The 19,876-nt window shown below is 41.5% G+C and carries 24 protein-coding genes and 1 pseudogene; 11 read left to right on the forward strand and 14 right to left on the reverse strand.

The window, feature by feature from the left end; translation table 11 throughout:
* Positions 1-15 precede the first annotated feature (15 nt).
* Positions 16-996, forward strand: coding sequence for a metal-dependent hydrolase (locus tag AOQ70_RS17270; RefSeq protein WP_059377626.1), 981 nt, complete (start codon positions 16-18; stop codon positions 994-996).
* Positions 997-1,021: 25 nt separating this feature from the next.
* Here the strand turns inward: AOQ70_RS17270 and rsoA are convergent, their stop codons facing one another.
* Together rsoA and AOQ70_RS17280 are read right to left on the reverse strand one after the other, a co-directional pair.
* A complete protein-coding gene (rsoA, locus tag AOQ70_RS17275) occupies positions 1,022-1,243 on the reverse strand; it encodes a sigma-O factor regulator RsoA (protein ID WP_029707333.1) in 222 nt (73 codons plus the stop codon).
* Positions 1,191-1,793 (reverse strand): sigma-70 family RNA polymerase sigma factor, encoded by a 603-nt coding sequence (locus AOQ70_RS17280; RefSeq protein ID WP_059377628.1) that lies wholly within the window; start codon positions 1,791-1,793, stop codon positions 1,191-1,193. The genes rsoA and AOQ70_RS17280 overlap by 53 nt, the downstream gene beginning before the upstream one ends.
* Before the next feature lie 166 nt (positions 1,794-1,959).
* On the opposite strand from AOQ70_RS17280, the gene AOQ70_RS19430 reads away from it, so the two are divergent.
* From AOQ70_RS19430 to AOQ70_RS17290, 3 genes are all read left to right on the forward strand, one after another.
* Positions 1,960-2,124 carry a YvrJ family protein gene (locus AOQ70_RS19430; RefSeq protein WP_073204399.1) on the forward strand — a complete coding sequence of 55 codons (165 nt, stop codon included), beginning with the start codon at positions 1,960-1,962 and terminating at the stop codon, positions 2,122-2,124.
* A gap of 95 nt (positions 2,125-2,219) precedes the next feature.
* Complete coding sequence (locus AOQ70_RS17285; RefSeq protein ID WP_059377631.1) at positions 2,220-3,383, forward strand: oxalate decarboxylase family bicupin; 1,164 nt, start codon at positions 2,220-2,222, stop codon at positions 3,381-3,383.
* Positions 3,384-3,452: 69 nt separating this feature from the next.
* Complete coding sequence (locus AOQ70_RS17290) at positions 3,453-3,872, forward strand: regulatory YrvL family protein (protein WP_059377633.1); 420 nt, start codon at positions 3,453-3,455, stop codon at positions 3,870-3,872.
* A 50-nt stretch (positions 3,873-3,922) separates the two neighbouring features.
* Here the strand turns inward: AOQ70_RS17290 and AOQ70_RS17295 are convergent, their stop codons facing one another.
* From AOQ70_RS17295 to AOQ70_RS17305, 3 genes are all read right to left on the reverse strand, one after another.
* A complete protein-coding gene (locus tag AOQ70_RS17295; protein WP_059377635.1) occupies positions 3,923-6,517 on the reverse strand; it encodes a YfhO family protein in 2,595 nt (864 codons plus the stop codon).
* Positions 6,518-6,604: 87 nt separating this feature from the next.
* Positions 6,605-7,588 (reverse strand): glycosyltransferase family 2 protein, encoded by a 984-nt coding sequence (locus AOQ70_RS17300; protein ID WP_024425218.1) that lies wholly within the window; start codon positions 7,586-7,588, stop codon positions 6,605-6,607.
* A gap of 300 nt (positions 7,589-7,888) precedes the next feature.
* Entirely contained in the window at positions 7,889-8,161 is a 273-nt protein-coding gene (locus AOQ70_RS17305; protein WP_024425219.1) for a YfhJ family protein, read from the reverse strand.
* Positions 8,162-8,277: 116 nt separating this feature from the next.
* Between AOQ70_RS17305 and AOQ70_RS17310 the strand changes: the two genes are divergently transcribed.
* Both AOQ70_RS17310 and AOQ70_RS19435 read left to right on the forward strand, forming a co-directional pair.
* Positions 8,278-8,427, forward strand: coding sequence for a small, acid-soluble spore protein K (locus AOQ70_RS17310; protein ID WP_003217849.1), 150 nt, complete (start codon positions 8,278-8,280; stop codon positions 8,425-8,427).
* A gap of 25 nt (positions 8,428-8,452) precedes the next feature.
* Complete coding sequence (locus AOQ70_RS19435; RefSeq protein WP_008360604.1) at positions 8,453-8,626, forward strand: YpzG family protein; 174 nt, start codon at positions 8,453-8,455, stop codon at positions 8,624-8,626.
* 23 nt (positions 8,627-8,649) lie between these two features.
* Here AOQ70_RS19435 and AOQ70_RS17315 read toward each other — a convergent pair whose 3' ends face one another.
* Positions 8,650-8,964, reverse strand: coding sequence for a YfhH family protein (locus AOQ70_RS17315; protein WP_059377637.1), 315 nt, complete (start codon positions 8,962-8,964; stop codon positions 8,650-8,652).
* Between the two features lie 3 nt (positions 8,965-8,967).
* Entirely contained in the window at positions 8,968-9,759 is a 792-nt protein-coding gene (gene recX / locus AOQ70_RS17320; RefSeq protein ID WP_024425808.1) for a recombination regulator RecX, read from the reverse strand.
* A 94-nt stretch (positions 9,760-9,853) separates the two neighbouring features.
* On the opposite strand from recX, the pseudogene AOQ70_RS17325 reads away from it, so the two are divergent.
* From AOQ70_RS17325 to AOQ70_RS17330, 3 genes and pseudogenes are all read left to right on the forward strand, one after another.
* Positions 9,854-10,749 (forward strand): annotated as a pseudogene (locus AOQ70_RS17325) (TIGR01777 family oxidoreductase).
* A gap of 52 nt (positions 10,750-10,801) precedes the next feature.
* Positions 10,802-10,912 (forward strand): YfhE family protein, encoded by a 111-nt coding sequence (locus AOQ70_RS19440; protein ID WP_017358836.1) that lies wholly within the window; start codon positions 10,802-10,804, stop codon positions 10,910-10,912.
* 61 nt (positions 10,913-10,973) lie between these two features.
* Positions 10,974-11,129 carry a YfhD family protein gene (locus tag AOQ70_RS17330; RefSeq protein ID WP_041087330.1) on the forward strand — a complete coding sequence of 52 codons (156 nt, stop codon included), beginning with the start codon at positions 10,974-10,976 and terminating at the stop codon, positions 11,127-11,129.
* Positions 11,130-11,167: 38 nt separating this feature from the next.
* Here AOQ70_RS17330 and AOQ70_RS17335 read toward each other — a convergent pair whose 3' ends face one another.
* Positions 11,168-11,755, reverse strand: coding sequence for a nitroreductase family protein (locus AOQ70_RS17335; RefSeq protein ID WP_039177261.1), 588 nt, complete (start codon positions 11,753-11,755; stop codon positions 11,168-11,170).
* 275 nt (positions 11,756-12,030) lie between these two features.
* Here AOQ70_RS17335 and AOQ70_RS17340 point away from each other — a divergent pair, with 275 nt between their 5' ends.
* Complete coding sequence (locus AOQ70_RS17340; protein WP_039177258.1) at positions 12,031-13,287, forward strand: transcriptional regulator; 1,257 nt, start codon at positions 12,031-12,033, stop codon at positions 13,285-13,287.
* Positions 13,288-13,323: 36 nt separating this feature from the next.
* Here the strand turns inward: AOQ70_RS17340 and AOQ70_RS17345 are convergent, their stop codons facing one another.
* From AOQ70_RS17345 to mprF, 3 genes are all read right to left on the reverse strand, one after another.
* On the reverse strand, positions 13,324-13,791 hold the full coding sequence (locus AOQ70_RS17345; RefSeq protein WP_039177256.1) for a thiol-disulfide oxidoreductase DCC family protein: 468 nt from the start codon (positions 13,789-13,791) through the stop codon (positions 13,324-13,326).
* Between the two features lie 333 nt (positions 13,792-14,124).
* Entirely contained in the window at positions 14,125-14,673 is a 549-nt protein-coding gene (locus AOQ70_RS17350) for a thioredoxin family protein (protein ID WP_039177253.1), read from the reverse strand.
* 92 nt (positions 14,674-14,765) lie between these two features.
* Positions 14,766-17,336 carry a bifunctional lysylphosphatidylglycerol flippase/synthetase MprF gene (mprF, locus tag AOQ70_RS17355; protein WP_039177250.1) on the reverse strand — a complete coding sequence of 857 codons (2,571 nt, stop codon included), beginning with the start codon at positions 17,334-17,336 and terminating at the stop codon, positions 14,766-14,768.
* A 169-nt stretch (positions 17,337-17,505) separates the two neighbouring features.
* Between mprF and AOQ70_RS17360 the strand changes: the two genes are divergently transcribed.
* On the forward strand, positions 17,506-17,985 hold the full coding sequence (locus tag AOQ70_RS17360; protein WP_024425228.1) for a MarR family transcriptional regulator: 480 nt from the start codon (positions 17,506-17,508) through the stop codon (positions 17,983-17,985).
* A gap of 25 nt (positions 17,986-18,010) precedes the next feature.
* On the opposite strand, the gene AOQ70_RS17365 is transcribed toward AOQ70_RS17360, so the two are convergent.
* Genes AOQ70_RS17365 through AOQ70_RS17375 form a run of 3 tightly spaced genes read right to left on the reverse strand, consistent with a single transcriptional unit; the run spans position 18,011 to position 19,854 of the window.
* Positions 18,011-18,292, reverse strand: a complete 282-nt coding sequence (locus tag AOQ70_RS17365; RefSeq protein WP_058837448.1) for a hypothetical protein — start codon at positions 18,290-18,292, stop codon at positions 18,011-18,013.
* A 12-nt stretch (positions 18,293-18,304) separates the two neighbouring features.
* The gene (locus AOQ70_RS17370; RefSeq protein WP_058837449.1) at positions 18,305-18,832 is read right to left on the reverse strand and encodes a YfiT family bacillithiol transferase; all 528 of its coding nucleotides are present in this window, start codon (positions 18,830-18,832) and stop codon (positions 18,305-18,307) included.
* Positions 18,829-19,854 (reverse strand): zinc-binding alcohol dehydrogenase family protein, encoded by a 1,026-nt coding sequence (locus tag AOQ70_RS17375; protein ID WP_058837450.1) that lies wholly within the window; start codon positions 19,852-19,854, stop codon positions 18,829-18,831. The genes AOQ70_RS17370 and AOQ70_RS17375 overlap by 4 nt, the downstream gene beginning before the upstream one ends.
* Between the last annotated feature and the right edge of the window lie 22 nt (positions 19,855-19,876).

Consider the following 19,876-nt stretch of genomic DNA (forward strand, 5'->3'; position numbering starts at 1 on the left):
CTAGGAGGTAATCAATTGGACACTGGTACTCATGTAGTAATGGGCATTTCTCTTGGGGGACTTGCACTTTTAGATCCAGCCGTCAGCGCAGATCCACACATGGCACACGCCGTGATGATCGCGACCATCGTCGGCTCCCAAGCACCAGACATTGATACTGTGCTAAAACTAAAAAATAATGCGGTTTATATAAGAAATCACCGAGGATTTACACATTCCATTCCGGCTGTACTGTTTTGGTCATTGCTGATTCCGGCTGTGATTTTTCCATTTGTGCCGGGGGCGAATTTACTTCACCTTTGGTTATGGACACTATTAGCTGTTGTGCTTCATGTGTTTGTTGATATTTTCAACGCATACGGTACGCAGGCCATTCGTCCATTTTCGAAGAAGTGGGTAGCGCTAGGGATCATTAATACGTTTGATCCGTTTATCTTTTTTACACATCTTGTCGCCATTGTCGTTTGGGCGATTGGCGGACATCCCGGCTATACGTTCATAACGCTGTATGCGGTGATTTTCTGTTACTATATCGTGAGGGTCATCATGCAGCTTCAAATTAAACGTCAGCTGCGTACACGATTCGATGAAATTGAAGAGATTATTATTTCGCCTACAATGAAGTTCAGACAATGGCGCATTGCCGTGAAATGTAAATCCTCTTTCCATGTTGGGCGCAGTATGAATGGAGAGGTCGTCATTTTAGACACCTTTAACCGAGTGCCGGTCCCTGATACTGAAATTATGAAAATTGCTAAGCAAGATGAAAACATTTCAGCCTTTCTCTCCTTCTCCCCTGTCTACCGGTGGGAAGTGGATAAATTCAAGGATCATTATGAGGTACGGTTCATTGATTTGCGCTACCGCAGCAAAGGTCATTATCCTTTTGTCGCGATCTGCCATATTGACATGGATCATCAAATCAAAAATTCCTATACCGGCTGGATTTTCAGTGAAGAAAAACTGCAAAAAAAATTAAGACTCGGCTCTGTGTGAGCGAGTCTTTTTTTGTGCTTCACTTTTACAACTTCGTCATATATTCCACAATAAACTCCCAAAATCCAGGTCCTTCTTGGTAAATCAGCCGGTCTATTTTTTCGATGAGTTTGATATAGAGTTCTTGTTCGAGGTCTTCTCTTTCTTGATATGCCGTGTTTTGTAGTTTCTTTTTGATCATGGGTGTGAAGGTTTCAATGAGTTCTTCCATTTCTCCATTGGTCATTTTGTCTTCGTGCACGGACATCTCCCCCTGTTTTTTCTTTTAGTTTATTGAGTGCTTTTTTGTGAATGTTTGAGATGTTTTGTCTTGTTTCGCCTAACTGATCGGCTATTTCTTTCATCGTCTGGCCTTCGACATAGATTTGGGTTAAGACCATTTTTTGTTTTTCTGTGAGCTGCTGGTAGGCCTTGTACAATGTTTGGTCTTGCAGATGCTCCCCTAAGTCTTGCTGGTTGAAGAGCACGGCTTCATACGTATCTGTTTGAACAGGGTCTTTCACTTCTTGTGTATCAGGATGATCGAGTATAAGCGGAAAACGCTGCTGCTTCTTTTTTACTCGTTTGTCAAAGTCGACTGAAAAGATGCGTATCATTGTGGAGATATACTTGATGATGCGGATTTTTTGATAGAACTGTTTGAACTCGGAATCTAGTTTTTTGGCATTTTCCTCATTTGGCTCTTCCATAACTTGCCGGAGCAGCTGCTCGTTTTTCGGGTTGCTTAAAAACTGCTGAATGAGCGGGTGATCAATGATTTCTTTCCATTTTGCTTTCAATAACAGCCGATAATCCATGTGCATCCTCCCCTTTGTTCCCTCTACTAGCATTAAGTGGACAAAAGTTAAAAAAAGTAAACTTCGTGAAACGGGTCTAATGATTCATTTTCTCCTCCTCTGCTTTCCTTTTTCTTCTTTCATACCACTTATATAGAAGACGAGCATCCGCTGGGAGGTGAGACAAATGGAGACCTTTTTTTCAGAGGAATGGCTGAAGCAGCTCGGTCAGGCTGGCTTTCCTGCCATTTTGACGGTTTACTTGCTGACACGCTTTGAACGAAAGTTTGATGAATTAAGCAAGCTCATCCAACGATTAGTCGCTGCTCAAAAAAATGATGAATCAGATTGACATCTGCTTGATTCGTTTCACCTTATGAAAACGAGGGCGAAATGAAAGGCCTTTTAGTCACCTCACACCATACGATGTTGAAAGGGGATTTTATCATGAGTGAAAAGCAAAATGGAATACCACAGCCAATTCGAGGAGAAAAAGGAGCAACGGTCAAAATTCCACGTAATCTCGAGCGGGACAGACAAAATCCAGATATGCTTACGCCGCCAGAAACCGATCATGGAACGGTATCCAATCTGAAATATTCTTTTTCTGATACACACAATCGTTTAGAAAAAGGCGGCTACGCCCGTGAAGTTACGGTCCGTGAACTGCCGATCTCTAAAAGTCTTGCATCTGTCAATATGCGATTAAAGCCTGGTGCCATTCGTGAACTGCACTGGCATAAGGAAGCGGAATGGGCGTACATGATTTATGGGGAAGCTCGGATTACATCGGTTGATGCAGAGGGGCGCAATTTTACAGAGGATGTGACTGAGGGTGATTTGTGGTACTTCCCTTCTGGCCTGCCGCACTCTATCCAAGCACTTGAACCGGGAGCTGAATTCTTGCTTGTGTTTGATGATGGGTCATTCTCAGAAAATAGTACGTTCCAAGTAACCGATTGGCTTGCCCATACGCCAGAGGAAGTCGTGCTTAAGAACTTCGGTATGACAAAAGAGCAGTTTGACAAGCTGCCAGAGAAAGAAAAATATATTTTCCAAAAAGGAATTCCTGGTTCCCTTGAATGTGACAAGGTAAAAATAGAGCAAGGAGAAGTCCCGAATTCCTTTAAATATGAGCTGTTAAAACAGGAGCCGATTACGTCAAGCGGTGGACAGGTGTGGATTGCGGACTCTACCAATTTCAAAGCGTCTAAGACGATTGCATCTGCTCTTGTGAAAGTTGATCCAGGTGCCATTCGTGAGCTGCACTGGCATCCAAATACGGATGAATGGCAATATTTCATTTCTGGAAAAGCACGAATGACGGTATTTGCTTCTGATGGACATGCGAGAACCTTCAACTATCAGGCGGGAGACGTTGGATATGTCCCATTTGCGATGGGGCATTATGTAGAGAATACAGGCGACGAACCGCTTTATTTCTTAGAAATCTTTAAGAGCGATCATTATGCAGACATCTCACTCAATCAGTGGCTTGCAGTCACACCGAAACAGCTTGTTCTTGATCATTTAGATCAAGGCGAAGATTTCTTAAAACTGCTTGATACTGAAAAACATCCTGTGATCGCTGCACCTAAAAAAGAGGATTAACATATAACTTCCTGCAAAAAGGCTGTCCTTTTTGCAGGTATCTTCATGTAAGGGAGTGTTTGTTCAACTATGCAGCAATCTGTTCACGCTTTATGGCAAGGGCTGAAATGGTTCATGGCGGCGTCGGCTGTCTGTTACATATTTTTGTTGTTTTGTGTACTGTTCTTTCATTTAACGGGTGCTTTTTATCAATCGATTTTATCGATGCTTTTATTTATGGGCATCTATGTGGTACTTGGGATATCCTTTGAGCATGTGGAGCATATGCTCATGAGGGTTGTTAGAAAGTGCCGTTCCAAAAAACGCTCCATCGTTTTATATGCCATTTCAATGCATCTTTTGTTTATTTGGGGTGCTGTCTATTTATCAGATGAATTGGTGGGCGGCATTTTACTGTCTACTTCTGAGGAAATTCTCTTTGCCCTAAGCCTTTGGTTGTTTCATTTTTTGTTTGATTATGCGACGTTTTCGTTTGAGAAGGAAGCTTAGTGATTTGCTTCATATAATCGATCAGCCCTTGGAAGATAAAAAAACACCACTTATGATGAAAAGTGGTGTTTTTTGTGTTTCCTTCGTGCATATAGGATTGCACCAATCAAACTGACGAGTGAAATCAACGCGAGAATTCTGATATAAGGCGGATAGTAGGTTAGCACAATCTCGTTTTTGCCTTTTTCTATTGGAAAACTGATAAAGGCGTAATTGGCTTGTTCAATATCTGTCTGCTGTCCGTTTACTGTGAGCTCCCAGCCTTTTTCATATGGTACTGGCAAGATCATATAATCATCGCCACGTTTGTTATCATATGAAATCGTAAAGCGGTTATTTTCGAGCTTTACTTGCTGGCTGCCATTGTCCTGTTTTTCTTTTTCATATGCTTTTTCTAGAATGCGGTAAGGCTCTTGGTACAGCTTTAGTTGATCGAGTTCATACGTCCCTTTTGGTACTCGAATGGAAAGGATTTTTTCCGCAGGGACTCGAATTGTCACTTCATTGACGCCTGTTTTGTAGATGGATGTATTGCTTTTTCGTGAGGTGACGTAGTTGTCAACGGATAACTGAAATCCTTCGTTTCGGTCTGTCCGCTTCACATAAAAGCTCACATACACATCTCCAGCGCGGGCCATATCATCTGGCAGCGTGATATTCAGGCCGCCTGTTTCTCCGTATACATCAAGCACACCATGTTCGTATATAGCTTGTTCGGTATGAATATTTGTATCCTTGACTCGATTTGGCGTAATCTCAATTTCAGCGTTTCCTTTTTTGTCTAAAATCACACCTTGCAGCATTGCATGCTCTCTATCAAGCGCTGAGGCATTTTTTAAGGATTCTTCTGAATAAATCGTGCTTGTTGTTCTTGCAAATGGCAGCGGCCGTGTATTTTCATACACTTTATAATGCTCGCTTTCCAATATTGGCTTAAAATAAGCTGGTGGTGAGTAAGGCATCGTATTGTCTCTCATATAATACTTTCCGTAGGTCAGGCTGTATAAATTCACCCTGTCCCCCATTGTTGCATAACGGCTGACACTTTCACGTCCCATATCGATTTGCAGGTCATTCCAGTAGAAATTGAGCAAATGCTGATTCAATATACTTGAATACGCACTCATGCCTTGAAAGCCTTCAAATAACGGGGTATTGTTGCGCACGCCATTCATCCAATCAATCCGGGCAAGCGGATCTTTTGAAGAGCGGCTTTGAATCTGCTGAATGAGCTTCATTTGCTCATGTCCAGCATATGCCTCACTATTCAGATACGTATCTGATACGCTCTTAATATTGCTTCTTTCAGATAAGTAGCCCTGCTGATACACGCCTGCTGTCAGTAAGCTGACAACGATGAGCACAGCTGAAAAGAGACGAAGGTGCTGGCGTTTTTCCGCATGAATCACAAGGAAAAACACGCTGATCACAAGCAGTCCTATGGCTGTAAATACAACAACATCCATATTTCCCTTTGCTCGTTCTGATAAGATGACTGCGAGAAGAAACACGATCCAAGCGCCTAAGACCGCACGCTTTTTCCACTTCCACTCGATTTGCGAGAAATGCTTGATGGTGATGGCTACGACCGCTCCAACTGTAAAGGCAAGAATGTATTCAAATCTGTACTGCGGTGCTGAAAAACCATTAAACACGCTCGCCATCTTTGGACTGTAGTGAAAAACAATAAGCAGAACGCTGATCGATGTAAACATAAAAAACCACCTGTTCCGATAGAGCGGAACGAGGAACATACAAATGAGAAAGATCACAGGTAATAAATACACCCTGCTTGTAAACAGCAGATGATCATGCAGATCAAACCAAGGTATAGATTGATCATATGGCGGTCTTATATTATTAAGAAATCCATAGACAGACGGAACAAAAAAGGCAGCACTTATTCCAAAGGATAACAGCGTAGAGACCGCCAGCGTCCAGAACACCTTCCACCCATTCTCCTCACTTCGAAGCTTGATGATATACCTGAAGACAAGATAGATCGCTAAAAAGATAAAATGAATATAAGCAAAGTAAAAATTGTTGATAAGCATCAGGCTACACGCCGCAATAAACCAAGCCGGCTTACCCGTTTTGAAAATCCGTTCAACCCCAAGCACAAGCAGCGGGAGCCACATCATACTGTCGGTGAAAAACTCCCAAAACGTTTGATGCCGAAAATACACAATAGACAATCCGTAAATTGCGGCTCCTGTTAATGCACTCAGCCTATGCTGGACCATGGAAAGAAGCACACGGTAAGCGATGAAAAGAATAAGCGTCAGCTTCATCACACTCAGCCAAATGACGGCATTTGCCCAGAAATGAATGTCCGTTGACTGGATGACATGAAGCGCATTCATCAGCCAGACGACAGCGACTGTGACCATAAAGACAGTCGAGGTTGTGAAATAATAACCTAATTGCGTATATGTACCGCCGCCTAGACCGAATTGATAGGAATAAAAGAAGTTTCCTTTGACGTATTCATCGTAAAGCAGCTTTTTAAATGGGAGCATTTGTGAGATCCCGTCTCCATCTCCTGTCATATACCGGCCTTGTGTATATTCATATAAGAAAAAGGAGTGTCCTAATAAAGCGAGAATGAGGCACATTCCTATGATTATCCATCTACGTTTCATCATCTAAATCCTTTCCACAAAAGATCCACTGTTCTTTGAAACAAAACAACCCAGCAAGCGATTCGTGCTTGCCGGTTATTTGACTCCACGTTATTTAAATAACTGTGTTAACACTCGGTCTTGTTCCTTTGAGCTTGTCTCTTGTTCCATCACATTTGATTCCTGGATTAAATAATGCGGCCTCTTTTTCGTTTCATAATAGATACGGCCAATATATTCTCCAATCACGCCTAGACTCAAAAGCTGGACACCTCCGAGGAACAGCACAGCTGATATTAAAGTAAAATAACCCGGCACCATAATGCCCGTTCTGACGATTTGAATAAATGTGGCCACGATGTAAATCAATGAGAGAAATAAGATCAGTATGCCAGTATAAAAACAAATTCGCAGCGGGCGGTTGTTAAAAGAAATAACGCCATCAATGCCATAGTTAAATAATTTCTTCAGTGACCATTTTGTATCACCATGCTGTCTTTCTACATTTTCATAATAGATGACCTTTTCTTCAAACCCAATCCAGCAAAAAAGCCCTTTAGAAAAACGATTTCCCTCTTTCAGCTGAAGCAGTGCATCGATGGCTTGGCGTGAAATTAAACGGAAATCCCCGACGCCATCACGCAAGTCCACTTCTACTACCTTGTTCATCACCTTATAGTACATGGATGACAGGTAAGAGCGCAGCTTGCTGTCACCTTTACGATTCCGTTTGGCAATGACTTGATGGTAGCCTTCTTCATACCCTCTGACAAAGTCCTGAATTAAATACGTCGGGTGCTGCAGATCGGCGTCCATAATAATCGCAGCTGCTCCTTTTGCATGTTCAAGACCTGCCAAAATAGCGGCTTCCTTTCCAAAGTTACGCGAAAAGGATATATATTTGACCTTTGCACTTTTGCGAGAGAGCTCTCTCATGTATTGAAGCGTATTGTCTTTGCTTCCATCATTCACAAAGATGATTTCAAAGTCATAATGAAAATCGCGAAACTCTTCCTCGAGTGCCTCAAAGATTCGTCTGATGTTTTCACCTTCATTGTAAGAAGGAATTATCACAGAGAGCAATTCCCGTTCCATATCGCACCTTCTCTTCACTTTTTTCACATAGTCTGATATGTTCATTATTCCTTTTTTGTCAGAAAACGAAACCCTTTTTTATTATCCATAAATTACATGTCTCTTTAATCGTTTCATTATATCAGAGTTTTATTTCCATTGATTTTCAACAGGATGAATTTAATGTAATTTTAAGTTTAATCATTGTAAAAAGCCTGTAATTTCGATCACAGACTGGGTATTGTTTCATAAAGTTGTTTGTTCATTTGTATATTTTCCTAATAATCGAAAAAGATGAATGGAAGTGAAAGGGCAACCTTTTTAGTGAAGCAGCCCTCGATTGTTTTGTTGCAGATGCTCGTTTGCCTTTGATTGTTTATTTTGAAATAGATGCAGCTGTGCGCCGTAGCTCTCGATCCACTCTTGGACAATTCGTTCTGTTGTTTCCTGTCCTTTATACTTGCGGCCAGCCTTTGCATAAGTCGTTTCAAAATCACTCCAAAGCAGCTCTACCCATGTACGTGCTTCGTCATATGTCAGCATATTGTTTTTTTCCATAAGTTGTTCTGTTAATCGCTCAAAGTATTGTTCCATGCCTGTTCCTCCTTCATCTAACAGAAAGTGCCTTTTTAAAAAAACTTCTTTTTTCATATACTACCCTTACGTCTTCAAAAGACGCAAATGATTTGTATTGTTTGGAGGGATTTGATATGCGTAATAAAGCAAAAGGCTTTCCAAATCAGGTAAATCACAAGTTTGAAGGCGAACCAGGCGCTACAGATGCTTATGCGTCTAAACGGCCGAATGGTGAAACGAATACACGTCCACAGGAACGGATGAGGGCATCAGGGAAACGCTAATTTTTCCAAAGGGAGTGCTTGAGATATGAGTTCAAATGGGAAATCGTATATGGCAGACTTTGTTCAATTAAGGACAACCGCTTACCCTCAACCATGGGCAAATGCAAAGCATTCTGCCTCTCAGGTCAACGGAGAAACGCAGCAAACGCAGCACGACATCGTACTTCAGAACAACGTCCGTAAACAACGTTCGAAGTAAAGAAAAGGACTGATCTCTTTGGATCAGTCCTTTTGCGTCAGCATTGAAATCGGCAGGGCATCTTCCATATTTGGAGCCGATACTCTGTATCCCCACGCAAACACGCCATTTAAATATTCCACATAAAACTCTTCTTCTGTGTCTTTGATTTGATAAGTCGTTTTCGTTTGAAACGAGGCTGGATCTAATAAATAGGCTTTCGCCATATCGATTTTCCGTTCTAAAACTGCGTATTCATTCACAATGCCAAGCTGTTCAGCCTTTCGTGCTTTTTCAGAAAGGGCGGCAATTTCCTGCTTCAATTCGTATTCTGTCATCTCACTATAGCGTTTTTCCATCTGTCATTCCCCTTTGTCTAAAACGTGATCAATTGTATCGAGATCAAAGCCTTTTCTGAATAAAAATTGCTTCACTTTCATCTTCTTTTCAAATGATCCGTCATACCCTACCTTGCGTTTTGCCTTCTCCAGCATATAAAGGAGGGCTTCTTCTTCCTTTTCCTCTTCTTGTCCATCATAGGCTTCTTGAAGGGCTTTATCAATGATCTCAAACGAAAATCCCTTTCGCTGCAGCTGCAGCTTGATGCGCTGCTCGATCTCTTTTGCAGAACGATTTTTTTCTTTTTTGACAAGCTTGAGAACCTGCTTTACAGCTTCCTCGAGCTGTAAGTCATCAGGGTATTGCGATAGCGCCTGCTCAATCGTGTCATCGTCTATCCCCTTGAGCTTCAATTCTTTTTTTAGGACGGACGGTCCTTTGCTGTTCGTTTTGCGATGGGTGCTGACATAGGCTTCTGCAAATTCAAGATCATTTACATACTTATAATGCTTTAATTTGTGTATAATTTCACTAATAGCAGGTGCCGGGATTTCTTTTTTCGTTAAATAATCGGTGACTTCTTTCACTGATCTCATACGGTAGGATAAATAATCAACGGCCTGCTGAAATCCTTTTTTCACCGAATCACCGAATTGAATCTCAATGATATCTGCTTCGTCCAGCTCTTTGCCTTTTTTCAAATCGTGCTGGACGAGCACATCTAAATCAACGCTAAAGGCGTACTTTTCATCAAGAAAGATGTTGACCCGCTCTGTATTGTTTTTCTGAGCAGAAATTTTTGTAATATAGGGCATCCTGTGATCACTCCTTTTCCAAAACAGTCAGGATGTTTCTTCTGATTCAAAATCGTGAAAGATATAGGTATGTATATGAGAGGAGAGATGTCAATTGAATATCGCCATTACCGGAGGAACCGGTTTTATCGGCCAGCATGTTACAAAAGTGCTCGCTGCTGAGGGACATCATCTATATATTTTAACAAGAAATCCAAAGGAATCCGAACAAAATCATTTACATTATGTGCAGTGGCTGACCGAAGGTGCTGCGCCTGAGCATGAATTGCCTGCCATCGATGTATGGATTAACCTTGCTGGAAAATCCATTTTCACACGCTGGACAGACAAGGCAAAAGAAGGCATCCTCTCCAGCCGTCTCAAATCAACACAAGAGGTAAGACGCATTATAGAAGCGCAGGAATCAAAACCATCTGTGCTGATTCAAGCAAGTGCTGTCGGGATTTATGGCACATCTCAAACAGGAGATTTTACGGAGGAGTCACCTCCTGCAGATACTGATTTCTTAAGTCATACATCAAAACTTTGGGAGGCTGAGGGCAAAAGATTGAAGCCCTCGGCATTCGTACGGTCTACACACGCTTTGGCGTCGTGTTAGGAGAAAAAGGCACACTGCCGCTGATGACACTTCCTTACAAGATGTTTGCCGGCGGGACAATTGGCGCTGGCTCGCAATGGGTTTCATGGGTGCATGTTGAGGATGTGGCACATCTCATTGCCTATGCGATTCATAATGACGACCTCTCAGGCCCGCTCAATGTGACATCACCGAATCCTGTTCAAATGAAACAGCTTGGACAAACCATTGCTTCTGCCCTTCACCGTCCCCATTGGCTGAAGGTGCCATCGTTTGTGATCAAAACGGCACTCGGTGAAATGTCATTGCTTGTTTTAGAAGGCCAGCGTGCTCTGCCAAAAAAAGCACTGCTCTCTTCTTATGACTTTTTGCACCCTGAACTAAAAGAAGCGATTTTGCATTCTGAGGAATAAATGTTGTCAAAAACACCCATCCTATTAGAAATGATATGAGGGGGCGATTTTGATGAAGAAAAAAGAACACCAGCCAACTTCGAAGCTGAAGAAAACTCAGGAAGTCCTGTATCAGCAGGAATTCAAAAAAGCGGAAAGAGCAGCAGAAAAAAGAAACAAATAAAACGGATATTCCCCTCCAACAAGCACATAACTAAAGTGATCTTGTAAAGGAGGGAAAGGCTTTGAAAAAAGACCAACACAAAAAATCCAACCACGAGCTCGCAGCACAAGAGACGGATGGCGAATATGTTGAATTTTCCAAAGAACTTGCAGATCCGAATGACTTAAAAGCAATGGCACGTATGAAAGCAGCCGATCAGCGCGCCAAAAAACAATAAGTAAAAAAGCAGACCTTATTCAGCGGTCTGCTTTTCTTTTATTTGATTTCAGTAAGAAGACTTGATGCTTTCTGGCGTGATTTTTCCTCTGGCACCTCTTCTGGATAACCTATATGAAGGATCGCAGCAAACCGTTCGTTTTCCTTTAATCCCATGTCTTGTTGAAAGCCTTTATCGTATAAAATACGTCCGCTCTTCCATACCATACCGATTCCTTGATCCCATGCAAGCAGCTGGAGATTTTGAATGAGCGCGCTCACGGCGGCAAAATCATCATTTCTCACCACAGGGTTCTCGTCTTCTTTTAGTACGACAAGTAAAAGCGCTGGGACCTTAGAAAAGTAATCTCTGTATTGATTGATCTTTTCTTCTTTTGCATCTGGGTTGTTGCGCTGAAAGAACGCAATGAAGCGCTCTACAAAAGTGGCTTTGGCTTCATCCGTCACCGCATATAAAAAGCGCCACGGCTCCGTGATTTTATGGTTTGGTGCATAGACTGCATCCTCTAATAGCGGCTGAAGCTGTTCAATCGTCACCGGTGTGTCTTTGAATTTGCGAATCGATCGTCTATATCTGACAGCGTCTCGAACCGTTAACGCGTCTTTTTGTTGTTTCGTTTCTGGCATATATGTCATCCTCTCAATCAACCTTAATTGAAATTGATTCTCATTCACATTATAAACATCATCGCGTGCAGTTGCAAATCAAGTATCTCTCCTCCCCGTCTGCTAAATAGTTGTTTGACTTTTTCAAGTAATGTTACAATCATATTACGTTTTAAACAAATTTTGAGAAAAAAGCCAAGATGATGAAATGATTTTCAAGTATTCCCATTTTGTCTGATTCAGTTTTTTTGTCAAAAGGCTTTCAACCATGATTGGAAGGGAGGCTTCTGGATGGAATGAAAATTAATATTGGACAAATCATTAAACTCTATCGTTATAAACAAAATATGACCCAATCTGAATTGGCAGAAGGAATTTGTTCTGTCTCTCATTTAAGTAAAATTGAAAATGGCTCAAAGGAGGCCAATCAAGATACGATCAATCTGCTGCTTGAACGGCTTGGTATCAGCCAAGAAAAGCTGTCACAAAAGGCACGTCATCTGCTATCACTTTTGGATGAGTTTCAAATGAATATGTACTTCTATGCTCTCGATCAGGCTGAACAAAATGCAGAAATGATCATTCAGCACGAGGAGCAGTTCTTTTCACTGGATTTAGGCATTCAGTATCATTTGTCTTTATTTCAATTTTATTTATTAACGGAAAAACAGCCGCTTGCCTTAAAAACACACCGCGTGCTCAAAAAATTCGAAAAAACGTTTATTGAAACGGAAAAAGAAATTTTTGAATATCTAGACGGTATTCATCAAATTAAAATTGGTCAGCTTGAGGATGGGCTGAAAAAGCTTGAAAGCTGCTTTTCCTACGCCTCAGTTGAACAAAGTGATTTGTATTATCACTATGCAAAAGCACTCGGAAACATGGGACAGCTCGGTGACGCGCTTGAAGCGACACATCAAGCGATGGATTTATATAGACAAAAGAACAATTTCAAGCGGATTATTCACTGTACACTTATTCACGGCGTGATCTCACTTGAACTAAAAGCCTATCAAACTGCGAAGAAATATATAAAGGAAGTGATTTTGCACACTTCCCTTTACCCTGATGCCTATATTAAAATGTCCGCATATTTTTATTACGGGGTGCTTTTAAAACGTGAAGGTGATTTCTCTTCAGCTGTGCCTTATTTACTAGATTCACTCAATTACTTTAATCAAGAACAGATAGAAGATCGCTACTGTGAAACGCTATATGAAATTGCGACACTATATGCTGAATATGACCGCAAAAAGGCACTTCCCTACATACATGAGCTGTTAAAACAGCCTCGTATTCAGCCAAACTGTTTATATATGATCAAAATCTATAAATTGATGATTGAGGAAAATCCTCTTGATTTGAAAACCTATTTGATCGAAGCAGCCCTTCCTTACTTTGAACACAATGAGCTGCACAGTGAATATTTGTTTGCGCTTAGAACCTTGCTTACCTATGCAGGTGCTGAGCTTGATGATCAGGCCTATAAGTTCTACACAAAGAAGCTGCTAGATCATTTAACAGTATATCTTCCCTATTACAAAAAAGCATGACCTTCTGCCGATCGAAGGTCATGCTTTTTCTATTTATTAAATAGTCTTTTGTTGATCTGTGTCATGATGGTTCATCCGTTTGACAGAATGAATATACCGTCTTTTTGCAAAAAAATCGTACGCATGCTGTCCAAAGCCAAGCCAAATACTGAGCATGATGAATGGGACCGTTCCCCATAATGCAGGGATATGGCAAGCCATACGCAGCCAAGTATAGATCCCTGAATTCTTTTGGTTTTTGGCTAGGGAAATAGACACGATTCGTTTTTCCGCCTTCTCTTCACTGATTTTATTCAGCCTGAGCAGCTGCGAGTGTCTAAAGGATTCAAAGTGAATCCGATTTTTCCAATCGAGTGATTTTAACAAATCAATCATTTTTGCACATGAAGGACTTTGTCCATCATAAAACACAAGCAGTCTCAGTGATTTGATGGAACGCTGTTCTCTTTTTTTCGATTCAGCGAGCTTCTTTTTTTCTTGATCGAGATAAATGATTTTTTTCATAAATTGATCGCCTGTCCTTTTCTGTCATTTTTTTAGTTCGTTCAAAGGAGATTACAACTAGATTACTATAGTTGCTGGGCCTCTTGTATTGGGAAAAAGCCAACCCTTGTGCGTTATATGAGCCTTTGGATAAGGGCAAAATCATTGATTTCATGGCATATATGAGGTTTTTCAACTAAAAGTGGTTGGGAAAATCGTGGTGCTTTGCGGTTTTCTGCGGTTTTTGATAGAATTCTGCGGTTTTCTACACCTTTATGCGGTGGTTTTGTAGGTAAAACGCAAAAACAAGATAAAAAAAGACTACTTCCCATTGCGGCGAAGTAGTCTTTTGGTTTATATTTTTGCCAAAACTTCTACTATTTCTTTCTCAATATCTTTCCATAAGTAACGGTCTGTCGTATAGTGATGTGCGGCTTCTTTCGCAAATACTTGAAAAGCTTCTTCATAATCAGGTGCATCTTTGTCCGGTTTTTTCTCGTCCACAAAGCGCTGTGCTTCTGCTGAGCGAGGTCCCCATTTCCCCACTTCATTCCCGTCCTGATCAATGATGACGATAATCGGAATCGATCTTGCGGTCCCGTTCGTTAAATACTGATCCATCAGGTCTAGATTCTCATCCCGAATGAAATAGCGCGCATCAATGAGTGCTTCATTTGCAATACGCATGAAAATCGGGACATTGACCATTGCATCCCCACACCAATCCGCTGTGATGACAAGTGCTCTGAGCTTTTTCTTTTGCAGCTTTTGAAGCAGCTCTTTTTCTTTTTGATGAATTGCGTACTGGTTGTACACCGTGAGTAGATTTTCCCGGTTTTTCTCCATGTTGTGTACATATGTACGTTCAGCTAATCCCTTTGTAAACCATTCATTTAATGTCATATGAACATCCCCCTTACCCTTCAACTTTACCACTTTTGCTATTCTTTTGTCTAAAAAAACCTTCACCTAGTGAAAGGTAAAGGTCTTTTGGTTTATCGACGCCGATTTCGATTTGGGTCCGTCCCAATCAGCTTGGTGACAAGCACCATTGTGACAGGCAGTGACGTATTTTTTTTATACGCTAAATATTTCCCACGCCATTCAGGCTTATACTTCTGTTTAAACGACCGTAAACCGCTGAAGCTGTACATATATCTGACATTGTTGAAAATAACACTCGCCAAACGCTCCGTGAGAAAGGACTGATGGAACGTCCCCACATTCGATAAAGGTGCCATTCCCATGTTAAACGATTTATAGCCTTTTTCTTTCGCCCATTGAAACAGGTGGATAAACAGCGCATCCATCATCCCGTTCGGTGCATCATGCATATGACGCATTAAATCGATGGAAATCTCCCCTTCTTGATACATCGGCATTAATGATACAAAGGAAATGATTTGCCCTTGTTCATCCTTTAAAATCGCAATCGGTGCTTTTTGAAGATAGTCTTCTTGAAAATAACCGAGCGAAAACCCTTTTTCTTTTTTCTTTCCGAGCCAGCTGTCAGAGATTTGTTTTAAAGTTGAGATCAACTCATTTGAAAAGGGAGGTTCCAGCATTTCAAAGGTGTAGCCTTCTCGTTCAAATTTATTCGCCACAGCTCGTAAATTTGATTTTTTCTTACCTGACAGAGTAAACGTTTCTAAATCGACCATGGCTTCTTCCCCAAGCTTAAAGAAGTGAAAGCCTAAGTCATGATAAAGAGCCATCCCTTCTCGTTCTACTTGATAAAAAGCGACGCGGTAGCCGGCTTTTTCTGTCTCCTGTAAAAACTCTTCAAGTACAAGCGGATAAGACGCCTCACGTCCAGATGGATCTCCGAGCACAATGACGCAGCGGCCAATTCGTCCAAACTGAAGCATCGCTTCTCCATCACTTGAGAAAAATAGTTTTTTGTCGCCTAAAAAGCCAAGATGACTGAGGGCATTTCCGCCTTTTTCTTCTAAAAACGTTTTTAATTTTTCCTCATCTGCTTTTTCTCCAATCGGAAATGCTTTCTTATTAAAAATCAATTTACTAATGAAGAAGAAAAGCGGGACACCGATGAGAGCAATCATGCTTGTCATCGTGATATGCCGTTCATTGTGAACGAGATAATCCTTACTCAAGAAATGCCCTATTTTTGTCCAAATATAGTTGCCAATGACATTATAGTTAAAGAGCACGAATAAATATCCAGCGGCAGCCGCCACAAACTGATTCAAAGAATAAGGTGCCTGCTGCTTCACAAATTGATTTCGAAGAGAGAAAAACACAGCCATGATGACTGGCAAAATAAAGATCAGACTGAGGTTAAACCCCTTTAACAAAGTAAACACAAAACCGCCTGCTAAGGAGATCATTGTCAGCACGTACGATCTTTTCGTTCTTTTATACACTTCAATGGACAAAATCATCAGAATGATTCCGAACATTAAAGAAAGACCATTAAATCCTGATAAAAGAAAGCGCGGAATGCTGGTAATCACACCTAATCGATCGACTGGAAGCACAACAGATGCCATGATAAGCAAGCCGCTTCCAAAGGTTAAAATCGATAAAGATCCGTACAATAACCGGATTAATAAAGCACGGTGCAAAACAATTAAGACGTTCGTTGTTTCAATGGCAGGTGCCATTTTCGGATTGCCTTCAAGACGTCTAAGCGTCGTGCCCGTTAAATCGTAAGCAGCTAGACAAAGCCCTAGGATAAACGGGAAGATTGAGTACACGAAGCGATACAAGACGAGCGCCGTCAGAACCATCTCTTTATCAAAACCAATGTACTGCATGCTCAGTAAAAAGATGAGGTCAAACGAGCCAAATCCGCCCGGAACCATACTGATTAAACCGCCAATTGATGCAATCGCAAATACACCTAATACAATTCGGACATCGACATTCATTCCCATAGAGACGACAGCCATGTACATAACAAGTCCAGCTGCCAGCCATTCTAAAAATGATGCACCGATATAAGCGTAAATTGGATGCTTTAGTCCATTTTCACCGCTCTCAATCGAGCTTTTTCGAATAGATGCCATGACGATATATATTGGTACAATACAGGCAAAGATAATGACAAATGCCCATAGCCACGGCTCCTGGCTGATAATACTTTCAACAGGAAGCACCCTGACCAAGATCAGATCACTGAAAATAGATAAGCCCAAAAGGACAGAGGAAGTCAAAAGGGCAATGCCTTTCAGCAGTTTTTTCGTATCTGTTATGTACTCCTTATAGAGAAGCGTTCTAAGCCCTGCTCCTGATAGACCGCCGAATCCAAGAACACTGTTAAAGGAGTTTGCAATCCAGGAAATGCGAATCGTTTTCCAACCGCTGATCGGCATATTTAGGCTTTTTCGTAAAATAAAATCATATAAGGACATCGATAAAACCGCAACAAGTCCAAGAAAGACAAGAATAAACAAATCCATTCGGTTCAAGCTGTCAATAATATAAAACGTCTTTTTAATGGAAAGTCCGCTTAGCTCCTGCTTCGCGACAAAGATCAATACAAGGATAATCACGATCGGAAAAAGCATTTTTAAGATCGTCATACCCGTTTTTTTGTTCCACATGTTTTTCCCAACTTTCTAGGTTGCTTCAATTATTTCAACTGAACATTATTATACAACAAATACCACTTGATTCATGCAGTTTAACATTCAAAAGCTTGACGAACCTTTCAATTAGAAGTAAAAATCAGTAATATAAAGAAAAAGAGCCGCTTAAAGGAAGTGAACAAGCGTGGAATATAATATTCATGACACCACCGTATTAAAAGAAGAGATTCTATCTCCAGAGGAAAAAAAGACATGGGTTCTTTATATGAAAGTGCTCACAGCTGCAGGTCTTGGAGATGTTTCTGAATGGATGAAGCTTGATATGAGTATGCCTCAAATGAAGGTGCTCATGCTGCTCAATAACCATGGCTCTCTCAAAGTATCCGAAATCGCTGAAAAAATGGGCGCTTCTTTGTCCAATATGACAGGTCTGCTTGACCGGTTAGAACAGTCTAACTTTGTCGTGCGAAAGCACTCTGAGCGTGACCGGAGAATCATTGTCGTAGAGCTGACAGAGGAAGCGAAAAATATTTTCAGAAGTATTTATCAAAAAGGACACGAAAAAATCAAAAATTCCCTGCAGCGGCTCAATGACGAGGAAAAAGAAAAAGTCAATGAAGGCCTTGCTATCTTAGAAAAAGCACTGCGTCCTGAACGCGGCTAAAAAAAGTAAAAAAGAAAAAAGACGGTCACTTGAGGTCCGTCTTTTTTGTTTCTTCTATTTGTCGATCTGGGGTGAAAAGATTTTTACGAATGACTTCCCTGTCATCCCATAAAAGATAGGCTAAGCCGAAAATGAGAAAAAGGATACTGATCCACGTACCGCCAGGAATCAGCTGTTCAAGTTCCTCAATCGTTCTTTCTGAGCCTAAGCTGTTACTATAGCGTATCTCAAAAAGAACATATTTCGCTATATAAAACAATGCCGCCATACAGATAAACATGGCGCCGACAATTCTCCTTCCAGACATGCGTTTACTCCTTTACTTCCACTGATTTCTTTTGATTAATTCCGTAATATGGGCAAGGTGATGCTTTGAATGCCAGACGTACATTCCCGTTGCATCATATAAGGACACCGTTTGTTGATCGGCAGGGTGATAATAAGAAGCGTTGAAGTCTTTCTCTGACATTCCCCGCAGTAAAGTGACCCACCTGCGATGCAGACTGCTGATCAAAGGCAGGGATAAACTGATGGGCGCCTTGCTGTCAGGAAGTGAGGCAAATCCCTCCTGATCATATGGACGTATGTCCGGTGTATCTTCTGTGAGAGCAAGTTTGAATCGTAAGTATGCATTCAGATGGCTGTCTGCTACGTGGTGAATGAGCTGACGAACAGTCCATCCTCCCGGCCGATAAGGTGTATCAAGCTGAGCATCTGTCAACGGTGCAGTCACTGCTTCATACTCTTCGGGGATTGCAGCCAGCTCATTAATCCATGCTTCCAGCTGTGCTTTCGTTTTTGTTTCTACTGGTTCATATAAGCCAATCGGATATTGTAATGACGTCATACGTTCTCTCCTCTCTCAAATCCTTCAAGAACAAATTTTCCAATCATCTTTCCTTGCTCAAGTGTTTGATGTGCCTGCTTCAAGTTAGCAGCATTGATCGGACTGAGAACCTTTGTTAAGGTATGCGTTATTTTTCCTTGCTCAAATAACTCACTCGCCTCTGTCAAAAGCTCATGCTGTTTGATCATGTCCGCTGTTTCATACATAGGACGTGTGAACATGAATTCCCATACAAATGCCGCACTTTTATTTTTGAGTAACTGAATGTCTAGGTTGTGCTTGTTCTCGACAATGGTACAGATCGTGCCTTGCGGTTTGATGGCTTCTGCCATGCCTTTGAAATGTCCATCTGTATCATTTAAGCATAAAATAAAATCCACTTCACCGATTCCTTTTTCCTTGAGCTGCTCGAGAAGCGGCTGATGATGATCAATGATATGATCGGCCCCTAAGGACAGACACCACTCTTTTGTTTCTGGTCTTGATGCGGTTGCGATCACAGTTGCCTTCGCTAATTTGGCTAGTTGAATGGCAATTGAACCAACCCCGCCTGCACCACCAATGATCAGCAAGGTTGAGCCTTCTGCATTCCGCTTCATATGCATCCGGTCAAATAAAGCCTCATAAGCCGTAATTGTTGTAAGGGGCATCGCGGCTGCTTCTGCAAAGGATAGATTAGCTGGCTTTTTCGCCACAATACGCTCATCCACAAGCTGGTATTCACTATTCGAGCCTTGACGCGTAATATCTCCCGCATAGTAAACGTGATCGCCTGGCTGAAATAATGTACACGCTTCGCCCACTTCAACAACCGTACCGCTTGCATCATAGCCAAGAATTTTCAGTTTTTCTTCCTTCTGATCCTTCGGTGATCTCACCTTTGTATCAACTGGATTCACGGACACAGCCTCTATCTTCACCAGTACATCCCTGCCAGACGCTTTAGGCTTTTCAACCTCTTGATCCATCAGGCTTTGCTCATGCTCAATCGGTAAATACTCCAATAGTCCAACTGCTTTCACTCGCTCGCACTCCCTTTCTCCA

It is taken from the genome of Bacillus sp. AM 13(2015) (assembly GCF_001518755.1).
Classification (GTDB): domain Bacteria; phylum Bacillota; class Bacilli; order Bacillales; family Bacillaceae; genus Bacillus; species Bacillus safensis.

Bases quoted from the DNA above. Each gene is read 5' to 3' on its own strand.
- AOQ70_RS17335 (WP_039177261.1), bottom strand. From the start codon at position 11,755: ATGCCAGAAACGAAACAACAAAAAGACGCGTTAACGGTTCGAGACGCT.
- AOQ70_RS19440 (WP_017358836.1), top strand. From the start codon at position 10,802: ATGAAGAAAAAAGAACACCAGCCAACTTCGAAGCTGAAGAAAACTCAG.
- AOQ70_RS17295 (WP_059377635.1), bottom strand. From the start codon at position 6,517: ATGATGAAACGTAGATGGATAATCATAGGAATGTGCCTCATTCTCGCT.
- AOQ70_RS17300 (WP_024425218.1), bottom strand. From the start codon at position 7,588: ATGGAACGGGAATTGCTCTCTGTGATAATTCCTTCTTACAATGAAGGT.
- AOQ70_RS17365 (WP_058837448.1), bottom strand. From the start codon at position 18,292: ATGTCTGGAAGGAGAATTGTCGGCGCCATGTTTATCTGTATGGCGGCA.
- recX (WP_024425808.1), bottom strand. From the start codon at position 9,759: ATGCCCTATATTACAAAAATTTCTGCTCAGAAAAACAATACAGAGCGG.
- AOQ70_RS17310 (WP_003217849.1), top strand. From the start codon at position 8,278: ATGCGTAATAAAGCAAAAGGCTTTCCAAATCAGGTAAATCACAAGTTT.
- AOQ70_RS17280 (WP_059377628.1), bottom strand. From the start codon at position 1,793: ATGGATTATCGGCTGTTATTGAAAGCAAAATGGAAAGAAATCATTGAT.
- AOQ70_RS17315 (WP_059377637.1), bottom strand. From the start codon at position 8,964: ATGGAAAAACGCTATAGTGAGATGACAGAATACGAATTGAAGCAGGAA.
- AOQ70_RS17345 (WP_039177256.1), bottom strand. From the start codon at position 13,791: ATGAAAAAAATCATTTATCTCGATCAAGAAAAAAAGAAGCTCGCTGAA.
- AOQ70_RS19435 (WP_008360604.1), top strand. From the start codon at position 8,453: ATGAGTTCAAATGGGAAATCGTATATGGCAGACTTTGTTCAATTAAGG.
- mprF (WP_039177250.1), bottom strand. From the start codon at position 17,336: ATGTGGAACAAAAAAACGGGTATGACGATCTTAAAAATGCTTTTTCCG.
- AOQ70_RS17290 (WP_059377633.1), top strand. From the start codon at position 3,453: ATGCAGCAATCTGTTCACGCTTTATGGCAAGGGCTGAAATGGTTCATG.
- AOQ70_RS19430 (WP_073204399.1), top strand. From the start codon at position 1,960: ATGGAGACCTTTTTTTCAGAGGAATGGCTGAAGCAGCTCGGTCAGGCT.
- AOQ70_RS17370 (WP_058837449.1), bottom strand. From the start codon at position 18,832: ATGACGTCATTACAATATCCGATTGGCTTATATGAACCAGTAGAAACA.
- AOQ70_RS17350 (WP_039177253.1), bottom strand. From the start codon at position 14,673: ATGACATTAAATGAATGGTTTACAAAGGGATTAGCTGAACGTACATAT.
- AOQ70_RS17285 (WP_059377631.1), top strand. From the start codon at position 2,220: ATGAGTGAAAAGCAAAATGGAATACCACAGCCAATTCGAGGAGAAAAA.
- rsoA (WP_029707333.1), bottom strand. From the start codon at position 1,243: ATGTCCGTGCACGAAGACAAAATGACCAATGGAGAAATGGAAGAACTC.
- AOQ70_RS17305 (WP_024425219.1), bottom strand. From the start codon at position 8,161: ATGGAACAATACTTTGAGCGATTAACAGAACAACTTATGGAAAAAAAC.
- AOQ70_RS17340 (WP_039177258.1), top strand. From the start codon at position 12,031: ATGAAAATTAATATTGGACAAATCATTAAACTCTATCGTTATAAACAA.